The 18,019-nt window shown below is 64.1% G+C and carries 17 protein-coding genes; 3 read left to right on the top strand and 14 right to left on the bottom strand.

The genetic code is table 11. From position 1 onward, the window contains the following. Positions 1–257 precede the first annotated feature (257 nt). Positions 258–770, top strand: coding sequence for a GcrA family cell cycle regulator (locus Q0687_RS34180; protein WP_237864169.1), 513 nt, complete (start codon positions 258–260; stop codon positions 768–770). 99 nt (positions 771–869) lie between these two features. Here Q0687_RS34180 and phoB read toward each other — a convergent pair whose 3' ends face one another. The 12 genes from phoB to Q0687_RS34120 form a co-directional block, all read right to left on the bottom strand. Beyond that, complete coding sequence (gene phoB / locus Q0687_RS34175) at positions 870–1,583, bottom strand: phosphate regulon transcriptional regulator PhoB (protein ID WP_298886883.1); 714 nt, start codon at positions 1,581–1,583, stop codon at positions 870–872. Between the two features lie 22 nt (positions 1,584–1,605). Then, on the bottom strand, positions 1,606–2,322 hold the full coding sequence (gene phoU, locus Q0687_RS34170; protein WP_298886880.1) for a phosphate signaling complex protein PhoU: 717 nt from the start codon (positions 2,320–2,322) through the stop codon (positions 1,606–1,608). Positions 2,323–2,332: 10 nt separating this feature from the next. Beyond that, positions 2,333–3,154, bottom strand: coding sequence for a phosphate ABC transporter ATP-binding protein PstB (gene pstB / locus Q0687_RS34165; protein WP_298886877.1), 822 nt, complete (start codon positions 3,152–3,154; stop codon positions 2,333–2,335). Further along, the gene (pstA, locus tag Q0687_RS34160; protein WP_298886874.1) at positions 3,151–3,996 is read right to left on the bottom strand and encodes a phosphate ABC transporter permease PstA; all 846 of its coding nucleotides are present in this window, start codon (positions 3,994–3,996) and stop codon (positions 3,151–3,153) included. Before pstA ends, pstB begins: the two co-directional genes overlap by 4 nt. Before the next feature lies 1 nt (position 3,997). Next, positions 3,998–4,987 (bottom strand): phosphate ABC transporter permease subunit PstC, encoded by a 990-nt coding sequence (gene pstC, locus Q0687_RS34155; protein ID WP_298886992.1) that lies wholly within the window; start codon positions 4,985–4,987, stop codon positions 3,998–4,000. Between the two features lie 149 nt (positions 4,988–5,136). After that, on the bottom strand, positions 5,137–6,150 hold the full coding sequence (gene pstS / locus Q0687_RS34150; protein WP_298886871.1) for a phosphate ABC transporter substrate-binding protein PstS: 1,014 nt from the start codon (positions 6,148–6,150) through the stop codon (positions 5,137–5,139). 151 nt (positions 6,151–6,301) lie between these two features. Beyond that, positions 6,302–7,594 carry an ATP-binding protein gene (locus Q0687_RS34145; protein ID WP_298886868.1) on the bottom strand — a complete coding sequence of 431 codons (1,293 nt, stop codon included), beginning with the start codon at positions 7,592–7,594 and terminating at the stop codon, positions 6,302–6,304. A 35-nt stretch (positions 7,595–7,629) separates the two neighbouring features. After that, positions 7,630–8,688, bottom strand: coding sequence for a lysylphosphatidylglycerol synthase domain-containing protein (locus Q0687_RS34140; RefSeq protein WP_298886865.1), 1,059 nt, complete (start codon positions 8,686–8,688; stop codon positions 7,630–7,632). Between the two features lie 511 nt (positions 8,689–9,199). Further along, positions 9,200–10,126, bottom strand: coding sequence for a haloalkane dehalogenase (locus Q0687_RS34135; RefSeq protein ID WP_298886862.1), 927 nt, complete (start codon positions 10,124–10,126; stop codon positions 9,200–9,202). Beyond that, a complete protein-coding gene (locus Q0687_RS34130; protein WP_298886859.1) occupies positions 10,123–10,713 on the bottom strand; it encodes a TetR/AcrR family transcriptional regulator in 591 nt (196 codons plus the stop codon). Before Q0687_RS34130 ends, Q0687_RS34135 begins: the two co-directional genes overlap by 4 nt. A gap of 117 nt (positions 10,714–10,830) precedes the next feature. Beyond that, positions 10,831–11,127, bottom strand: a complete 297-nt coding sequence (locus Q0687_RS34125; protein ID WP_298886857.1) for a hypothetical protein — start codon at positions 11,125–11,127, stop codon at positions 10,831–10,833. A 2-nt stretch (positions 11,128–11,129) separates the two neighbouring features. Further along, positions 11,130–12,524: an OmpA family protein gene (locus tag Q0687_RS34120; RefSeq protein ID WP_298886855.1), complete on the bottom strand. Its 1,395-nt coding sequence runs from the start codon at positions 12,522–12,524 to the stop codon at positions 11,130–11,132. A gap of 166 nt (positions 12,525–12,690) precedes the next feature. On the opposite strand from Q0687_RS34120, the gene Q0687_RS34115 reads away from it, so the two are divergent. Both Q0687_RS34115 and Q0687_RS34110 read left to right on the top strand, forming a co-directional pair. Next, positions 12,691–13,749, top strand: a complete 1,059-nt coding sequence (locus Q0687_RS34115) for a polysaccharide deacetylase family protein (protein WP_298886853.1) — start codon at positions 12,691–12,693, stop codon at positions 13,747–13,749. Positions 13,750–13,830: 81 nt separating this feature from the next. After that, the gene (locus Q0687_RS34110) at positions 13,831–14,631 is read left to right on the top strand and encodes an SDR family oxidoreductase (protein ID WP_298886849.1); all 801 of its coding nucleotides are present in this window, start codon (positions 13,831–13,833) and stop codon (positions 14,629–14,631) included. Between the two features lie 168 nt (positions 14,632–14,799). On the opposite strand, the gene boxB is transcribed toward Q0687_RS34110, so the two are convergent. Together boxB and boxC are read right to left on the bottom strand one after the other, a co-directional pair. Continuing rightward, positions 14,800–16,251 carry a benzoyl-CoA 2,3-epoxidase subunit BoxB gene (gene boxB / locus Q0687_RS34105; protein WP_298886846.1) on the bottom strand — a complete coding sequence of 484 codons (1,452 nt, stop codon included), beginning with the start codon at positions 16,249–16,251 and terminating at the stop codon, positions 14,800–14,802. Between the two features lie 12 nt (positions 16,252–16,263). Then, a complete protein-coding gene (gene boxC / locus Q0687_RS34100; RefSeq protein ID WP_298886843.1) occupies positions 16,264–17,952 on the bottom strand; it encodes a 2,3-epoxybenzoyl-CoA dihydrolase in 1,689 nt (562 codons plus the stop codon). Positions 17,953–18,019 lie beyond the last annotated feature (67 nt).

Genomic DNA, 18,019 nt, shown 5'->3' with positions numbered 1-18,019 from the left:
TTCGCCACGGAACATGTGGAAGCGAGTCGGCGGACTCTTGCGCGCGAGTCACGCCATATTGTAGCGTTTGGCTTGTCAGATACGACATCTCGTGCAGCGGTTCTGATTCCAAGAGTCCTCATGTACCGGCGTAAACGTTCGGGCGCACTACGCGCGCCCGGCGAGCCTTAAGGGATTCTGGCGGCACGGGTTTTTCGAGGCTTAGGCATTCGTCGTGAGGCCCCAGGATGGCAGGCGCCGGCGAAGGAAAGGGTGCAATGACGGTTTTGACCTGGTCAGATGATCGCGTCGAGCAGCTGAAAAAGCTCTGGGAGGCCGGACTTTCGGCCAGCCAGATCGCGGCTGAGCTTGGTAACGTGACCCGCAACGCCGTGATCGGCAAGGTGCACAGGCTCGGCCTGTCGGGCCGCGCCAAGAGCCCCTCATCAGCCGCTCCCCGGCCGCGCAAGGCGCGTCCCGCGCAGCACATGATGCGGGTGAGCCGCCCCATCGCGCGCGGCAACACCGCGCTGGCGCAGGCCTTCGAGGTCGAGGTCGAGGCTGAACCGGTCACGTACGACAACGTTGTGCCGATGAGCCAGCGGCTGTCGCTGCTGGAGCTGAACGAGGCGACCTGCCACTGGCCGGTCGGCGATCCCTCGAGCCCGGATTTCTTCTTCTGCGGCGGCAAGGCCCTGTCCGGCCTGCCCTACTGCGCCCAGCACTCGCGCGTCGCCTATCAGCCGGCGGCCGATCGCCGCCGCGCACCGGCCAAGCCAAGCACGCGCTGAATGCGGCTTTAGACGATATCGTTCCGGCGACAAGTCGGGACCAAAAGAAAAGCGCGCCACTAGGCGCGCTTTTTTTGTTTTGCCTGGCTTTCAGCTCAATCAACCCGATGTCTGCTCGGCCTTGGCAAAGCGATCGTCGAGCGCGTAGCCGGCGCCGCGGACGGTGCGGATCGGGTCCTGCTCGCGGCCGAGATTGAGCAGCTTGCGCAGGCGGCCGATATGCACGTCGACGGTGCGTTCGTCGATATAGATGTCGCGACCCCAGACGCTGTCGAGCAGCTGCTCGCGCGAGAACACCCGGCCGGGATGTTCCAGGAAGAACTCCAGCAGGCGATATTCGGTCGGGCCGAGATCGATCGGCCGGCCCGAGCGCGCCACGCGACGCTTCTCGCGATCGAGCTCGATGTCGCCGAAAGCAAGGACGGTCGCGAGCCGCTCCGGGCTGGCGCGCCGCAGCAGGCCTTTTACGCGCGCCAGGAGCTCGGGCACGGAGAACGGCTTGACGATGTAATCGTCGGCGCCGGTCGCAAGGCCCCTGACACGCTCGCTCTCCTCGCCGCGCGCGGTGAGCATAATGATCGGCAGCTGCTTGGTGTCGGAACGCGCGCGCAGCCGGCGGCACAGCTCGATACCGGACAGACCCGGCAGCATCCAGTCGAGCACGATCAGGTCGGGAATGTGCTCCTTGAGGCGGGTGTCGGCGTCGTCGCCGCGCATCACCGTCTCGACGTCATAGCCGTCGCCTTCGAGGTTGTAGCGAAGCAGCTCGGTGAGAGCTTCCTCGTCTTCAACCACCATAATGCGTGCGCCCATGGGGTCGTCGCTCCTTGAGGATTCAGGTATTGGGGATCGTCGTGGCGAAGGTCGTCATGTCGCCCTTCGGCCGCTTGTCGGTGATGGCCTGGCCTTCGATCATGTAGAACACGGTCTCGGCGATGTTGGTGGCGTGGTCGCCGATCCGCTCGATGTTCTTGGCACAGAACATCAGATGGATGCAGAACGAGATGTTGCGCGGATCCTCCATCATGTAGGTGAGGAGCTCGCGGAACAGCGAGGTGCAGATGGCGTCGACTTCCTCATCGCCCTTCCACACCGCCATCGCCGCCGGCAGATCGTGCGCGGCATAGGCGTCCAGCACCGACTTGACCTGCTGCTGCACGAGGTCGGTCATGTGTTCGAGACCGCGGAACAGCTTGAGCGGATGGAAATCCGTCTCCAGCGCCGCGACGCGCTTGCCCATGTTCTTGGCGAGATCACCGATCCGCTCGAGATCGGTCGCGACGCGCATCGCGCCGACGATTTCGCGCAAGTCCACCGCCATCGGCTGGCGGCGGGCGATGGTGAGCACGGCGTGCTCCTCGATCCTCTTCTGCAGCGCGTCGATCTCGACGTCGGTGGCGACGACGCGCTGGCCGAGCGCGACGTCGCGACGGATCAGTGCGTCGACGGAATCGACGATCATGCGCTCGGCGAGGCCGCCCATTTCCGCAACTGATCTGGTCAGTTCCTGGAGGTCGGTGTCGAAGGCCTTTGCGGTATGTTCAGAACCCATGTCCGTCTCCTCAGCCGAACCGGCCGGTAATGTAATCCTGCGTGCGCCGGTCCGACGGCGACGTGAAGATCTTGCTGGTGTCGTCGAACTCGATCAGCTCGCCGAGATACATGAAGGCGGTCTTGTCCGAGACGCGCGCCGCCTGCTGCATGTTGTGGGTGACGATCGCGATCGTGTAATTCTCGGACAGTTCCTGGATCAGCTCCTCGACCTTGGCGGTCGAGATCGGGTCGAGCGCCGAGCAGGGCTCGTCGAACAAAATCACTTCAGGCCGCACCGCGACGGTGCGGGCGATGCAGAGGCGCTGCTGCTGTCCGCCGGAGAGCGAAAGGCCGGAGGCGTTGAGCTTGTCCTTGACCTCGTTCCAGAGCGCGCCGCCGCGCAGCGCCTTCTCGACGCGGTCGTCCATCTCGGACTTCGAGATCTTTTCATAGAGGCGGATGCCGAAGGCGATGTTCTCGTAGATCGTCATCGGGAACGGCGTCGGCTTCTGGAACACCATGCCGACGCGGGCGCGCAGCAAATTGAGGTCCAGCTTGGGGTCGAGGATGTTGGTCTGGTCGAGCATCAGCTGACCGGTGACGCGCTGGCCCGGATAGAGGTCGTACATCCGGTTGAAGATGCGCAGCAGGGTCGACTTGCCGCAACCGGACGGGCCGATGAAGGCCGTGACGCGGTTGGTGCCGAGCGCCAGGTTGATGTTCTTCAGCGCGTGGTGCTCGCCGTAATAGAAGTTGAGGTTGCGCACCGTCACCTTGGCCGGGGCTTCGGGCAGCGGGTGCGAGCCGGGATGAACAGCGGGCGTACTGACGGATACAGACATATCGCTCATTTTGCGGTCCTCTCGGCGCTCAGAAGGCGCGCGCCAATGTTCAGGGCAAGCACTGTCAATGTGATCAGCAGAGCGCCACTCCAGGCCAACTGCTTCCAGTAGGCGTAGGGACTCTGCACGAAGTTGTTGATGGTCACCGGCAGGTTGGCCATCGTCTTGTTCAAGCCGAGGCTGAAGAACTGGTTCGACAGCGCGGTGAAGAGCAGCGGCGCGGTCTCACCGGCGACACGAGCGGTGGCCAGCATGACGCCGGTGATGAGGCCCGAGCGCGCCGCCCGATAGGCGATGCGCTTGATCACCAGCGAGCGCGGCAGGCCGAGCGCGGAGGCCGCTTCACGCAGCGCATTCGGCACCAGCAGCAGCATGTCCTCGGTCGTACGCAGCACGACGGGGATCACGATGACGGCCAGCGCGAGCGAGCCTGCGATCGCCGAGAAGCCGCGCATCGGCACCACCACGGCGCCATAGATGAACAGGCCGATGATGATCGAGGGCGCCGACAGCAGGATGTCGTTGATGAAACGGATCACCGAGGTCAGCTTGTCGTTGCGGCCGTACTCGGCGAGATAGGTCCCGGCGAACAGGCCGAGCGGCGCGCCGATCCCGACGCCGATCACGGTCATGATCACCGAGCCGACGATGGCGTTGCGCAGGCCGCCTTCGGTCGAGCCCGGCGGCGGCGTGTCCGAAACGAACAGGTCGAGGCTGAGGCCGGACAGGCCGTTGTAGAGCAGCGTCATCAGGATCAGCGCGAGCCAGGTGACGCCGAAGGCGGCAGCACCGACGCAGAGCCCGCGAATCACGATGTCCTTGCGGCGGCGGCGTGCGTAAATCGGGTTCATGTTACTTTCCCGCCTTCTTTTCCAGGCGCAGCAGCATCAGCCGGGCGCCGGCGAGCACGAAGAACGTCAGCACGAACAGCAACAAGCCGAGCAGGATCAGGCCGGACTGGTGCAGGCCGTCGCTCTCGGCGAATTCGGATGCGATCGCCGCCGAGATGGTGGTGCCCGGCGCGAAGATCGACGACGAGATGCGGAACGAATTGCCGATGATGAACGTCACCGCCATGGTCTCGCCGAGCGCACGGCCCAGCGCCAGCATGACGCCGCCGATGATGCCGACGCGGGTGTAGGGGATCACCACGCTGCGCACGACTTCCCAGGTGGTGCAGCCGACACCGTAGGCGGCTTCTTTCAACACCGGCGGCACCGTCTTGAACACGTCGACCGAGATCGAGGTGATGAAGGGCAGCACCATGATCGCGAGGATCAGCGCGGCGTTGAACAGGCTGAGATAGGACGGGGGACCCGCGAAGATCGCGCCGAGCACGGGGACGCCGTCGAAGATCTTGATCATCAAGGGCTGGAAGTTGTTGGCCAGGAACGGCCCCAGCACGAAGAAGCCCCACATGCCGTAGATGATCGAGGGAATGCCCGCGAGCAGCTCGATCGCCATGCCGATCGGGCGGCGAGCCCATTGCGGGCACAGCTCGGTCAGGAAGATCGCAATGCCCAAACCGACCGGAATGGCGATCAGCATCGCGATGAACGAGGTGACGACCGTGCCGTACATCGGTCCGAGCGCGCCGAGCACGGGCGGATCCGCCGACGGCGCCCAGCGCTGCGTCCACAGGAACGCGAAGCCGTATTCCTTCATCGCCGGGATAGCGCCGATGATCAGCGAAACGATGATGCCACCGAGAATGAGAAGCACCGAAATCGCGCTGAGCCGCGTGATCCAGTAGAAGGTGACGTCGCCGAGCTTGAACGCGCTCAAAGCCTTGGCGCGATCATACGGACCGGCGGCATCAATCACATTGCTCTCGACAGCCATATCTGCCACGCCGATCCCCTGTACCAATGATATACGCTTTTGTTTGATCTCGCGCCCCGGACGCAGCGCAAGGCTGATCCGGGGCGGAAAAGTCATATGGTCCACGATGCGGCCGTCAGGGGCCGCATCGCGTCCGGAGAGCAAGGAGCTTAGCTCTTGATGTCGGCCGACCAGGTCTTCTCGATCAGCTTCACGACGTTGTCGGGCATCGGGATGTAGTCGAGCTCTTCAGCGGACTTCGCACCCTTGTCAAAGGCGAACTTGAAGAACTTCAGCGCTTCCTGCGAGGCGGCCTTGTCGACGGCTTCCTTGTGCATCAACACGAAGGTCGTCGCGACGATCGGCCAGGACTTGTCGCCGGGCTGGTCGGTGAGGATCAGGTAGTAGCCCGGAGCGCTGGTCCAGTCGGCGTTGGAAGCGGCCGCCTGGAACGCCTCGTTGGTCGCGTCGACGGTCTTGCCGGCCTTGTTGACCATCTTGGTGTAGGTCAGCTTGTTCTGCTTGGCATAGGCGTATTCGACATAACCGATCGAATTCTTGGTCTGGGCGATATTGCCGGCAACGCCTTCATTGCCCTTGGCGCCGACGCCGACCGGCCACTCGACAGCAGTGCCTTCACCGACCTTGCTCTTCCAGTCGGCGCTGGTCTTGGAGAGATAGTTGGTGAAGTTGAAGGTGGTGCCCGAACCGTCCGCGCGGTGAACGACCGAGATCGCATCCGACGGCAGCTTGGCACTCGGGTTCAGCTTCTTGATCGCAGCGTCGTCCCACTTGGTGATCTTGCCGATGAAGATGTCGGCAAGGGTGGCGCCGTCGAGTACGAGCTCGCCGGCCTTCACGCCTTCAACGTTCACGACCGGGACGATACCGCCCATGACCATCGGCCACTGGGCAAAGCCGTCCTTCTGAAGTTGATCAGCCTTCAACGGAGCGTCGGTCGCGCCGAAGGTCACGGTCTTGGCCTGGATCTGCTTGATGCCGGCACCGGAACCGATCGACTGGTAATTCACGCCGTTGCCCGATTCTTTCTTGTAGGCGTCGGCCCACTTGGAGAGGACGGGGAAGATGAAGGTCGAGCCGGCACCGGTAATGTCGGCGGCAAATGCCGTCGTCGTCGATGCGGCGACCAAGCCGGCAGCGACGATCGTCTTGAGGAAATTCATGCTGGTCTCCATACAGGGGAGCGAAGCGCCATCCGCGCCCGATCGCGCTCCCCGCGCCGCCCCCTTTAGGAGCGGTCGGCTGAGCTTTTACGAAGGTTTCGTGACAGTCGGATGACAGTGTTAAGCGGTTGAAATCGCTTTGTTTTATAGCTTAAACTAAAGTCTTAGCCTGGGGGAAACAGGCGGTGAAAGTCGCACCCTGTTTGGGCACGCTTTCGATCAAAAGACGGCCTCGGTGACGGTTAAGAATATGTTTCACCAGCGATAATCCGAGCCCCGTCCCGCCCTGCGAGCGACTGTCGCCGACGTCCACCCGGTAGAACCGCTCGGTCAGGCGCGGCAGGTGCTCCGGCGCGATGCCAGGGCCGAAATCCCGCACCATGACCCGGATTTCCTGAGTTGCATCGGCAGGCGCCGGGAGCGTCAGCGACACGACGACACGTCCGCCGGATGCGCCATATTTGAGAGCGTTCTCGATCAGGTTTTCGAACAGGCGGAGCAGTTCCTCGCGATCGCCGGCGATCATGACCGGGCCATCAGGCAAATGGGTCTCGACCTCGACCTGGCGCTCCCGCGCCAGCGGCTCGAGCCCGTCGGCGACCTGGAAGATGATCGGCAGGAGGTCGACCAAGGTATCAGGCCGCACATGCGCCGACAGCTCGACCCGCGACAGCGACAGGAGGTCGTCGATCAGGCGGGCCATGCGGGTGGCCTGGTTGTGCATGATGCCGAGGAAGCGCTCGCGCGCCTTGGGATCGTCCTTGGCCTGGCCCTGGAGCGTGTCGATGAAGCCCGACAGCGCCGCCAGCGGCGTACGCAATTCGTGACTGGCATTGGCAACGAAGTCGGCGCGCATCTCCTCGACGCGGCGCAGCGGCGTCTGGTCGTGGAAGGTCATCAGCATGCATTTGTCGGCACCGCCGAAATTGGTCGGCACCGGCACCGGGGTGATGATCAGTTCCATCCAGCGATCAACAGGAACATGGTCGAGATAGGTCGCACGCCGCGGCTCGGTGGTGGCAATGGACTCGCGCAGTGCCGTGATGATCTCGGGCGAGCGCAGCGCGAACTGGGCGAGCTCGTTCTTGCGCAGCGCCGGCGCGAGCTGGGCGGCGGCGGCGTTCAGATGAATGACCCGGCCGGCGCGGTCGAGCAGCACCGCCGGATCCGGCATGCCGGCAACGACTGCAGCCACCGCAGCGCTTTCAACCGGATTGACACGCCTGACGTCCTCGCGCGAGGCGGCGGTATCATGCAGCCGCCATGGGATCAGCGCCGCAGCGGCGATGCACAGGAACACCGTCGCCGCCCGCACCACCGACAACTCGCCAAGCGAAACCACGACCGACAGCGCCAGGGCCGCGGCGATCAGGATGATGGTCGAGTGCCGTAGCCGGTCGGACCAGGGCTGCACCGTGGGAGACGAGGGAGCGTCGATCGCCATCGGGCCGGGCTTCTCCTTTGTTCGCTTTGCGCCGGTCAGACGCCACTGCTGTCGCTGCGCTTTCTCACATAAGCGGCTTCAGGCGGTGGACCTGGGTCGAGCTTGAGCGCCGCCTGCTGCAGACGTTTCGATCGGGCGCCAATGATAACCTCCCGAAACGTCAGCAAGATTACAGAGATGACGAAAGGCGACAGATAATACAGCACCCGGAACAGCAGCATGCCGCCGAGCAGCTCTTCACGGTCCATCTGCCACAGCCCGACCAGCATGGCGGCGTCGAACACCCCCAAGCCGCCGGGCGAATGGCTGGCGAAGCCGAGCAGCGTCGCCGAGACGAAGATGACCGCAACCACGACAAAGCCGAGATTGGGCTCGTCGGGCACCAGCACGTACATCGCAAGCGCGCAAAAACCGAGATCGATGATGCCGATGGCGATCTGCAGCAGCGTCAGCGGGCCGCCCGGCAGCACCACGGTCCAGGGGCCGCGCCCGACCACCCGCGGCTGGGTCCAGACCCAGACCACGTAAGCGACCAGCGCCACGATGATCATCATCGCGACGGTGCGGTTCAACCAGGGCGGCAGCTGGTCGATCGCGGCGGCCGCCTCCGGATGATAGGAGATGCCGAGACCGAGCACGGCAGCATTGCCGAGCCAGAAGGTCAGGCCGGCGAGGAAACAGATCTTCGCGACGTCGATCGCATTGAGGCCATGGGCCGAATAGATGCGATAGCGCACGGCGCCGCCGGTGAAGACGCTGGCGCCGACATTGTGGCCGATCGAATAGCTGGTGAAGGCCGCGAGCGCATTGATGCGATAGGGCACGTGGGAACGGCCGATCGCGCGCACGGCGAACAGATCGTAGAAGGTCAGGGTGAAATAGCCTGCGGCGACGAACAGTGCGGCCATCGCAATCTGGCGCGGCTCGGTGCTCTTGATCGCCTCGATCACCTCGTTCGTGTCGATGCCGCGCAGCATGTGGTAGAGCACATAGCAAGCGATGCCGATGACCGCGACGCTGATCACAACTCCCAGCTTGTGCAGGATTTGCTTCTGGCGCAGCAACGTCATCGCCCTGCGTATGGCTTCCAGCATCTAGACCTCGAACAACGCTTCAGCGGCCAGGGTGGCCGGCGAACAGGCGAACGACGCATTGGCACTCAACGAACCCTCGCCGTCGGCTCCGGTCTCGCGCATGCCCCCCGTCCCTCCACTAGCGCGTTTTGGAGCGGAGTGGAATTCGCCAATGTGAACAAAATCACGTGCCTTCAATATTTTAGGCAGGCTTGCGAGCTCAGGATGCACGGTTTGGCGCTTTCGGCGGCAAGACTGACGCGAATCTCCATGGCAATCCTGCGCAGCCGCCGTGAAGTTTTGATGATTTCGACCGGACAATGTTCCGTCACGCCTTAAGTCGAAATCAATCTATGGGTCGCCTCTGCCTGTTGAAAGAGGGGACACCGCCGCACCGGCCGACCGCGGGGCGCACAATTGCGTGGCCGGCGCCTCGCCTCCGATCATCGGGGTGCACTGCGGCATCACAAATGCAATCGCGGCCGCCCACCGGCAGCCGCGAGAAGCAGGTCATTCGGAGCTCGCGCTCGCCTTAGGCTGCAAGCTGCGGGCGCATCGCTTCGATGCCGGCGATCCAGCCGGCGACGGACCGGCCAATCGCCTCAGGGTGATCTTCCTGAAGGAAGTGCAATCCGGCGCCGAGACGAACGAGCGCACAGTGCTTCAGGGAGGCTGCGAACCGCTCGGCAAATTCCGGCGCGACCAGCGCCCCGGGCTCGGCCGCGAACAGCAGCTTTGGATAGGAAGACGCGGCCAGGGCCGCGTGTGCAGATTCGAGCGCGGCATAGACGTCCGCGGGCTCGCCGGCGATCGGCAGTTCGCGCGGAAGTGCAAGAACCGGCCGGCGGCTCTCTGGCGTCGGGAATGGCGCGCGATAGGGCGCCATTCCCGCCTCGCTCAGCGTGCGCACGATGCCGCCAGGCAGCACGCGCTCGACGAACGCGTTGGCCTCGAGGATCATCGCTTCGCCTTCGCCCGGCGTCCTGAACTTGCGGAAAGCCGCGCGCGCCGCTTCGGCATGATCCTGCTCTTCGGCGACCTCGGTGTGGTGGAAATCCCGCCAGGTCGGCATTGGACGGATGAATTCCATGAAGGCGAGGCCGCGCACGAGATCCGGCCGGCGCGCCGCGAGATGAAATGCGAGCGCCGTGCCCCAGTCCTGCGCGACGAGATAGGCCGATGTGATGCCGCGCTGTTCGATAAAGGCATCGAGATAACGGACAAGATCGAAGAAGCGGTAGGCGATGTCGGGCTTGTCGGACTGACCGAAGCCGATGTTGTCGGGCGCAATGCAATGCGCGACCGGCGCGACCAGCGGCAGAATGTTGCGCCAGATGTGCGAGGAGGTCGGATTGCCATGGAGGAACAGCGCCACGGGCGCGCCTTCCGCGCCGGTCTCGCGATAGGCCATGTGGCTTCCGAGGACGGACGTTTTGCGGATCTCGATCGGCTTGGTCATGTCGGCTCCCTGAACACGGTTTTGAATGCGATGGTCTTGAAGCGTTCGAGCGCTTTGGGATTGCGGTCGACCTTCATGCGCAGGATCGCGCCCTGCCAGGACGCGAGCAGGAAGTCGGCAAGCTCATCGGGCTCGAAATCGGAGGCGATCTCGCCACTGGTCTGGGCATCCCGGATGCAGGCGGTGAACGGGAGACGCCATTCGGCGAAGATCGCGGCAAGACGTGCGCGCAATAGCTCGCTGCGGCCCGATGCCTCGAGGCTGAGATCGCCGATCAGGCAGCCGCGACCATAGCCGTCGGCCTCGAGCCTTCCGGTGATGATGTCGAGGTAGCGCCGCAGCCGCGCGCGCGGCGTCAGCGAGGTGTCCTCGAGCGCTTCAGCGACCAGGCCGCGGGTGACGTCGAAGTAGCGATCGAGCACCTCGGAGGCGAACGCCTCCTTGGAGCGGAAATGGTTGGTGAAGGACCCCTGAGGCGCACCCGCCGCAGCGGTGACGTCACGCACGCTGGTGCCGTGATAGCCGGTCCGGAACATGACCTTGAGGCCGGCGTCTAGGATGGCGTCTTTGAGGGATGGCTTGGGCATGAGCAAACAATACGTACGTACGTATTGTTGTCAAGCGCCGCCTTGCGCTTTCGCGCAATCTGTTTGCTGATCACTCGGTTCGTGGAGTTTGAGATGAGCGCCGGAAGGGGCTCATCTTCAGGCAGCGGGCTGGCTGCGCGAGACCACCCAATAGCGCAGCCAGGCGCCAATGGTGCAGCCAACGAGATAGCAGGCGAACATGACGAGGCCGAGGTCGAGCCAGTAGCCGAAACGGCCCGGCACCACATGCGCAAACGAGGCCGCGACCAGGCCCGCGACGAGCAGCGCGAGCCAGCCCGCGGTCACCTTCGAGGTGCCGTTGCCGCGCTGGACCACCGAGATCCAGCCCATGCAGAAGCCCAGCAGCACTGAGCCGATCAGCCAGCCCATATGGAACGAGACGAGATAGGGCATCGTCACCTCACCAGAAATTCGATGCGGCGGTTCTGCGCCTTGCCTTCGTCGGTGTCGTTGCCGGCGACAGGCTGCGTGCTGCCATAGCCGACCGCAGTGAAACGGTCCGCGGGCAGACCCGCCTTGACCAAATAGTCGATCACCGCCTGCGCGCGCTTCTCGGAGAGCGCCTGGTTGAACGAGTCCTCGCCATCGGCATCGGTGTGGCCGGCCACTTCGATATTGGTGGTGGGACAGCGCAATGCGGTCTCGATCAGGTGATCGAGCACGCCTGCGGAGTCAGGATCAATGTCGGCGCGCTTGGACTCGAATCGAATCTTGCCCTTGGCCAGCAGCTCCGAGAACAATTGCCGGCAGACCGTGCCATCCACCGGCCCTGCCGCGGGCTTGACGGTGATTTCGGGCTTGTACTGCCAGGTCTTTGGAAAGTCCTTGCCGAGACCGGCACGAATGTCGTTGGCCGCGCCTTCGTACAGCGCATCACCCGACAGCTTCACCTCGCGATCCGAGACCACGAGCGTGCCGGTCGACAATCGCGACAGCGCGCCGAGCGCCGCGACGACCGCGGTGTTGAACGAACTGGGCGCGCCGATACTGGACTTGAGATTGTCGACCACCTTCTCGGTGAAGAATTTCCGCGATGCGATGGCTGCGATCGTGGCGTGCACGGCGTTGTCGGGCACGTAGCCCGTCAACGTCACCGTCGCCGCAACCGGGTCCTTGTAAGCCTGGAAAATGTAAGGCGGCGCCTTGATCTCGTTCGCTGCGATCGAGAAGCCTTCAGGCAAATTCTTCAGCGCGGCGGCGATCGCCTCGCGGCCGCCGAGGTCGCGCGCCATGCCTGACAGACTGACCTTGCTGTCCGAGATCGTGATCTTGCCGTCTTTCAGCTTGCCGATCTGGTCGAGCAGCAGCATCGCCGCCGCCTCGAAGCGCGGCGGCGCGCCGCGGGCGAGACCCATCTGGTCGGCCACCTCGCCGCCATTGACCTCCTTGCGCGCGGCTTCGGTCAGGCGCGCCTTCATCGACGGCAACGGCGCGGAGCCCGACAGGGTCACCCGCACCACGTCCCGCTCGGCGTTCCAGACGAAGGGCTTGGCTTCAGGAACAAGGCGGGTCTGGTCATCGACCAGCCGCACGCCTGGAACCATCTCGACCGTGGTCACGGCGTCGCGGCGCCCCTCCTCGGAGAAGGCGTCCGCGGCCAGGCTGACGTCCCGGCCGTCCACCGCGATTCGGGTCTTGTCCAGGACGGTATCCTTGAGCGCGGCCGAACTGCGGGCCGACAGGTCGGTCTCGACAGGCAAGGTGTTATTCCAGGCCGCAAATCCCCACATGATGGCCAGGGGAATCAGCCCCGGCCACCATTTGCTGGCCCACCTGAAAAGCATCTGCATTCGACGACCCGAACTCTGGAACCGGAGACAAAACAAACCCTTGGCAGGCTGTCAAACCGGAAATGGGGCCCTTTCCGGGGCCACCAGTGAACAATTGGAATAACTTTTTCTTCAAGGGTCAGTCCCTACATTGGGGGTGGAATGCCCAGGGGTCGGCCAGCCGGTCATGAAACAACTCCGTAACAACGTCATTCGCGCCGGGCTGGGAGCACTCTATCTCAGCGGCGCGCATCACCTGCTGCGTCCGCTGCTGTCGGGCGTCGGCGCCATTTTCATGCTGCACCATGTGCGCCCGGCCCGTGAGGACGCGTTCCAGCCGAACCGGCATCTCGAGGTGACCCCCGACTTCCTGCGCGCGACGCTGTGCCATCTGCGCTCAAGCGAGATCGACATCGTCAGCATGGACGAGCTGCACGAGCGGCTGGTTCAAGGCCGGTTCGAGCGCCGCTTCGCCGCCTTCACGCTCGACGACGGCTATCGCGACAACCGTGACCATGCCCTGCCGGTGCTGCGCGAATTTGACGCGCCCGCCACCGTCTATGTCGCCAGCGATTTCGCCGAAGGCATCGGACGGTTGTGGTGGACCGCGCTGGAAGCGGTCATCGCCAAGGCCGAGCAAGTCGAGGTCACAATCGGCCATTCCGCGCTGCGGCTCGATGCGAGCACGCCGGCCGCTAAGCAGGCGACGTTCGATCGCCTGCACGACTGGCTGCGCGCGCTGCCGGGCGAGCACGATCTGAAGCGTGAGATCGAGGCGCTCTGCGTCGCCCATGGCGTCGACATGGAGGCGCTCTGCCGCAGCCTGTGCCTGTCCTGGGATGAGGTGAAACGGCTCGCGGCCGACCCGCTGGTGACGATCGGCGCGCACACTATCAGCCATTGCAATCTCGCCAAGCAAAGCGAGGAGATCGCCGCAGAGGAGATGGCGGTGAGCCGCGTGCGCATCGAGCAGGCGCTGGAGCGGGAGGTGCTGCACCTTGCCTATCCCTATGGCGACCGCGAGGCCGCAGGGACGCGCGAATTCGCGCTTGCCGCATCCGCCGGCTTCAAGACCGCGGTGACGACGCGGCCCGGCATGCTGTTCGCCGAGAACGCCGGTCACATGACGGCGCTGCCGCGCGTTTCGCTCAACGGAAATTACCAGGATGCGCGCATCCTGCCGGTGCTGACCTCGGGCGCCGCGACCGCGATGTGGAACGGCTTTCGCCGGTTTGCCGCGGCTTGATTGTCGTCCCCGGCCGGGACGACATCGAGTTGACTCCCCTCCCCACGGCGCTCAAAACGTCGCCAACTCAAGGGAGGCACCATGTTCAACGATCTGTTCTCGCTCAAAGGCCGCATCGCACTCGTGACCGGCGGCTCCCGCGGCATCGGCAGGATGATCGCGGCCGGCTTCCTCGACGCGGGTGCGGCGAAGGTCTACATCACCGCGCGCAAGGCGGGCCCCTGCGAAGCCACCGCGAAGGAGCTCTCGGCGCAATATGAAGGCGAATGCATCGCGCTCCCGATCGACATCTCGACCGTCGAAGGCTGCAACAAGCTCGCCGACGAGATCATCAAGCTGGAGCCGAAGCTCGACATCCTCGTCAACAATGCGGGCGCGGCCTGGGGCGCGGAGTTCGACGAATTCCCCGAGAGCGGCTGGGACAAGGTGATGGACCTCAACGTCAAGTCGCTGTTCTTCCTGACCAAGGCGCTGGCAAAGCCGTTGCGCGCGGCGGCTTCGCACCAGCGCCCGGCGAAGGTGATCAACATCGCCTCGGTCGACGGCATCTTCGTCAATCCGGGCGAAACCTATTCCTACGCCGCCAGCAAGGCTGCCGTGATCCATCTGACGCGGCGGATGGCGACCAAGCTGATCAAGGACAACATCAACGTCACCGCGATCGCGCCGGGTGCGTTCAAGTCCGACATGAACCGCGCCGCGCGCGACCATTCCGACGAGGTTGCAAAACGCATTCCGTCGCGGCGCATCGGCACCGACGAGGACATGGCGGGCATTGCGATCTATCTCGCCTCGCGCGCGGGCGACTACGTGGTCGGCAACACCATCGCGGTCGACGGCGGCGTGGTGTATGCGAACGCCGGGCTGGAAATCGCGGGGTAAGGGACGCGAACGGTGCGCTCCCTCGCCCCGCTCTTGCGGGGAGAGGGTTGGGGTGAGGGGCTTCTCTCAACGCTTGACATTGTCGCCGCACCGGTACCCCCTCACCCGGATTGCATCTGCGATGCAATCCGACCTCTCCCCGCAAGCGGGGAGAGGTGAAGAAGAACCTTACGACTCGATCTTCACGTACTCGAAATCGCCCGGCTTGTTGTCGATGCCGACCTTCGGCGGCGAGATCCAGGAGGCGTATTTGCCTTGCTCGGTGACGGGCTGCATCAAGGAGGTGATGAAGTCGCCGTCGCTCTTCGAGGGCAGCCAATCGTCCCTGCGCTTGGCCCAGGTGGCATCGTCGATCAAAATGCCGTCGGGCGTCGCGTGCACGTCCTTGAACTCGCCGATGTGGCGGTGGAAGGCGACGTTGGGCAGCGTCAGCTTGAAATCGTAGCCGGCTGTCGAGATCACCTTGTTCCAGCGCAGCATGCCCTTGACGCAATCCTGGCTGTAATCGTCCCGCAGACGCATGTTGAGCGCGGTCAGCGCCGGCTCGTCGACCAGCTTGATCTCGCCGTTGATCAGCTTGAGCACCGGATAGGTCGAGTTCTTGAGCTGGTGATCGTCGTCGATCTGGGTCTCGTGATAGCGGCCCTTGATGCCGGTGTTGAAGGCGTTGGCCGCGTTGGTCGAGACTTCCGAGCCGAACAGATCCAGCGACAGCGTGTAGTGCAGGTTCAGCTTCTTCTGGATGGTCGGCAGGTCGATCACGCCGAGCGCCCGGACCCTGGCGATGTCGGTGGGATCGGTGATGCCGGCCTCGCGCATCGCATCGCAGGTCCGCTGCACGACGCGGGTGATGCCGGTCTCGCCGACGAACATGTGGTGCGCTTCTTCCGTGAGCATGAAGCGGCAGGTGCGCGACAGCGGATCGAAGCCCGACTGCGCCAGCGAGTGCAGCTGCATCTTGCCGTCGCGGTCGGTGAAATAGGTGAACATGAAGAAGGACAGCCAGTCCGGCGTCGCCTCGTTGAACGCGCCCAGCATGCGCGGCGCATCGGCATCGCCGGAGCGGCGACGGAGCAAATCGTCGGCTTCCTCGCGGCCGTCGCGGCCGAAATATTTCTGCAGCAGATAGACCATCGCCCAGAGATGACGGCCTTCCTCGACATTGACCTGGAACAGGTTGCGCATGTCGTAGAGCGAGGGCGCGGTCTTGCCGAGATGGCGCTGCTGCTCGACGGAAGCAGGCTCGGTGTCGCCCTGGATCACGATCAGGCGGCGCAGCATGGCGCGGTATTCGCCCGGGACTTCCTGCCATGCCGGCTCGCCAAAATGCTCGCCGAACGGAACGACGCGGTTCTCTTCCTGCGGCGCAAGCAGAATGCCCCAGCGATATTCGGGCATGCGGACATAGTCGAACTTGGCCCAGCCGCGCGGATCGACGGAATAGGCGGTGCGCAAATACACCAGCGATTCCTGGAAGCCCTCGGGGCCCATGTCGCTCCACCAATCCATGTAGCCGGGATGCCAACCCTCCAGCGCCTTCAGCACCTGGCGGTCTTCGGCGAGATTGACGTTGTTCGGAATCTTGGTCGAGTAGTCGACGTTCATGATGTTCATGTTCATGGCCGCTTCTCCCTAAACTCGGGTCATATCGAATTTCGGCTTCTGGCCGCTGCCATAGCGGCGCAGTGCGCCCTCCTCGCCGACCGCGTTCGGGCGCTGGAAGATCCAGTTCTGCCAAGCGGTGAGGCGCGCGAAGATCTTTGATTCCATGGTTTCGGGGCCGGCGAAGCGCAGGCTCGCTTCCATGCCGGTGAGGCTGTCGGGCGAGAAGCTGGCGCGCTCCTCCATGAACACGCGAACCTCGTCGTCCCAATCGATGTCGTCGAGCGCGAAGGTGACGAGGCCGAGCTCTTCGGCCTGCTCGGCGTCGAGGCTCGTGCCGAGCGTGGCTTCGGCGCGCTCCACATCCGCTGGATCGGCCTGGAAGCGCGATTCCAGCCGTGTCAGGCCGTGGCTCATCGGATAGGGACCGAAATTCATCGCCGACAGCTCGATCGAAGGCGGCGGCTGATTGTCGCCCTGGCGCGTGCCGATCAGCATGTAGGAGCGGTCGGCGGCGAAGACGAGCTCGGCGAGCGTGCCGGCAAAGCACGAGCCGGGCTCGACCAGCGTCACCAGCGTACGCGAGGTGACATCGATGCGCTTGAGCACGCGCTTCCAATAATGCCTGATCTCGTTGACCAGCCAATGCGCCTTGTTGGCCTCGAGGAAGGCGTCGGATGCGAGCACATGGGCGCGGTCACCATGGCTCTTGAACACGAGCATCGCAGTCTCGAGTTCATTGATGCGCAGATGCAGGATGGCATCGTCGAGTTCGCGCGCCACTTGCAGCGGCCAGAACGAAGCGCCCTGCGCCATCATACCGTCGATGTCAGCGGGCGGTGCCGTTTCCGGCGCCTTGATCGAGATGGTGGCGATGCGCGCGGCGCGATCGATATCGACGGTGACAAAGCCGTAGCGGATGCTGGTCTCGTGAATGACACGCTTGAGCGGCGTGAGCGCAATGCCCTTGCCGATGCCCGCGCGCTTCGATTTGCCTGCAAACTCCTTGGCACGCTCGACGATCTTGGCTTCGAGCTTCGAGTTCGGCACAATCTCGTCGACCAGGCGCCACTGCACGGCGCGTTTGCCCTTCACGCCCTCCTCGATGGTGCAGAAGAAATCGGCGTGGTCGCGGCGCACCTTGCGCTTGTCGACGACGCGGGTGAGCCCACCGGTGCCCGGCAGCACCGCAAGCAACGGCACTTCAGGCAGCGCGACGGCAGAGGCGCCGTCGTCGGCGAGGATGATGTGGTCGGTCGCGAGCGCCAGCTCATAGCCGCCGCCGGCAGCCGAGCCGTTCACCACGGTGATGAAGCGCTGCCCGGAATTCTCGGACGAGTCTTCCATGCCGTTGCGGGTCTCGTTGGTGAATTTGCAGAAGTTCACCTTGTGGGCATGGGTCGAGCCCGCGAGCATGCGGATATTGGCGCCGGCGCAGAACACGCGGTTCTTGGCCGAACGCATCACCACGACCTTCACCTCGGGATGCTCGAAGCGCAGCCGCTGCACGGCGTCCGCGAGCTCGATGTCGACGCCGAGATCGTAGGAATTGAGCTTGAGCAGATAGCCCTCGAACAGGCCACCGTTCTCGTCGACGTCCATGGTCAGCGTCGCCACGTCACCGTCGACCGCAAGCTTCCAATGCTTGTAGCGGGACGGTTCGGTCTGGAAATCGATGAATGTCGCGCCGCCTGCGAGGCGCCGATCTTCGCCGGCCATGGGCCACCCTTGAGCTCGTCTTGGTTCTGATGTTAGATGCACAATAGTGCATATTTATGGCCGCGTC

Origin of the sequence: uncultured Bradyrhizobium sp., assembly GCF_936928535.1 — a bacterium.
Lineage (GTDB): Bacteria > Pseudomonadota > Alphaproteobacteria > Rhizobiales > Xanthobacteraceae > Bradyrhizobium.
The sequence above is the reverse complement of the archived record's forward strand: the minus strand, read 5'-3'. Positions and strand labels throughout refer to the sequence as shown.

Coding starts and splice junctions, on each gene's coding strand:
- Q0687_RS34115 (WP_298886853.1), top strand. CDS start 12,691: ATGAAACAACTCCGTAACAACGTCATTCGCGCCGGGCTGGGAGCACTC.
- Q0687_RS34180 (WP_237864169.1), top strand. CDS start 258: ATGACGGTTTTGACCTGGTCAGATGATCGCGTCGAGCAGCTGAAAAAG.
- boxB (WP_298886846.1), bottom strand. CDS start 16,251: ATGAACATGAACATCATGAACGTCGACTACTCGACCAAGATTCCGAAC.
- Q0687_RS34140 (WP_298886865.1), bottom strand. CDS start 8,688: ATGCTGGAAGCCATACGCAGGGCGATGACGTTGCTGCGCCAGAAGCAA.
- pstA (WP_298886874.1), bottom strand. CDS start 3,996: ATGAACCCGATTTACGCACGCCGCCGCCGCAAGGACATCGTGATTCGC.
- Q0687_RS34120 (WP_298886855.1), bottom strand. CDS start 12,524: ATGCAGATGCTTTTCAGGTGGGCCAGCAAATGGTGGCCGGGGCTGATT.
- phoU (WP_298886880.1), bottom strand. CDS start 2,322: ATGGGTTCTGAACATACCGCAAAGGCCTTCGACACCGACCTCCAGGAA.
- Q0687_RS34130 (WP_298886859.1), bottom strand. CDS start 10,713: ATGCCCAAGCCATCCCTCAAAGACGCCATCCTAGACGCCGGCCTCAAG.
- phoB (WP_298886883.1), bottom strand. CDS start 1,583: ATGGGCGCACGCATTATGGTGGTTGAAGACGAGGAAGCTCTCACCGAG.
- Q0687_RS34110 (WP_298886849.1), top strand. CDS start 13,831: ATGTTCAACGATCTGTTCTCGCTCAAAGGCCGCATCGCACTCGTGACC.
- pstS (WP_298886871.1), bottom strand. CDS start 6,150: ATGAATTTCCTCAAGACGATCGTCGCTGCCGGCTTGGTCGCCGCATCG.
- Q0687_RS34125 (WP_298886857.1), bottom strand. CDS start 11,127: ATGCCCTATCTCGTCTCGTTCCATATGGGCTGGCTGATCGGCTCAGTG.
- Q0687_RS34135 (WP_298886862.1), bottom strand. CDS start 10,126: ATGACCAAGCCGATCGAGATCCGCAAAACGTCCGTCCTCGGAAGCCAC.
- boxC (WP_298886843.1), bottom strand. CDS start 17,952: ATGGCCGGCGAAGATCGGCGCCTCGCAGGCGGCGCGACATTCATCGAT.
- pstC (WP_298886992.1), bottom strand. CDS start 4,987: ATGGCTGTCGAGAGCAATGTGATTGATGCCGCCGGTCCGTATGATCGC.
- pstB (WP_298886877.1), bottom strand. CDS start 3,154: ATGAGCGATATGTCTGTATCCGTCAGTACGCCCGCTGTTCATCCCGGC.
- Q0687_RS34145 (WP_298886868.1), bottom strand. CDS start 7,594: ATGGCGATCGACGCTCCCTCGTCTCCCACGGTGCAGCCCTGGTCCGAC.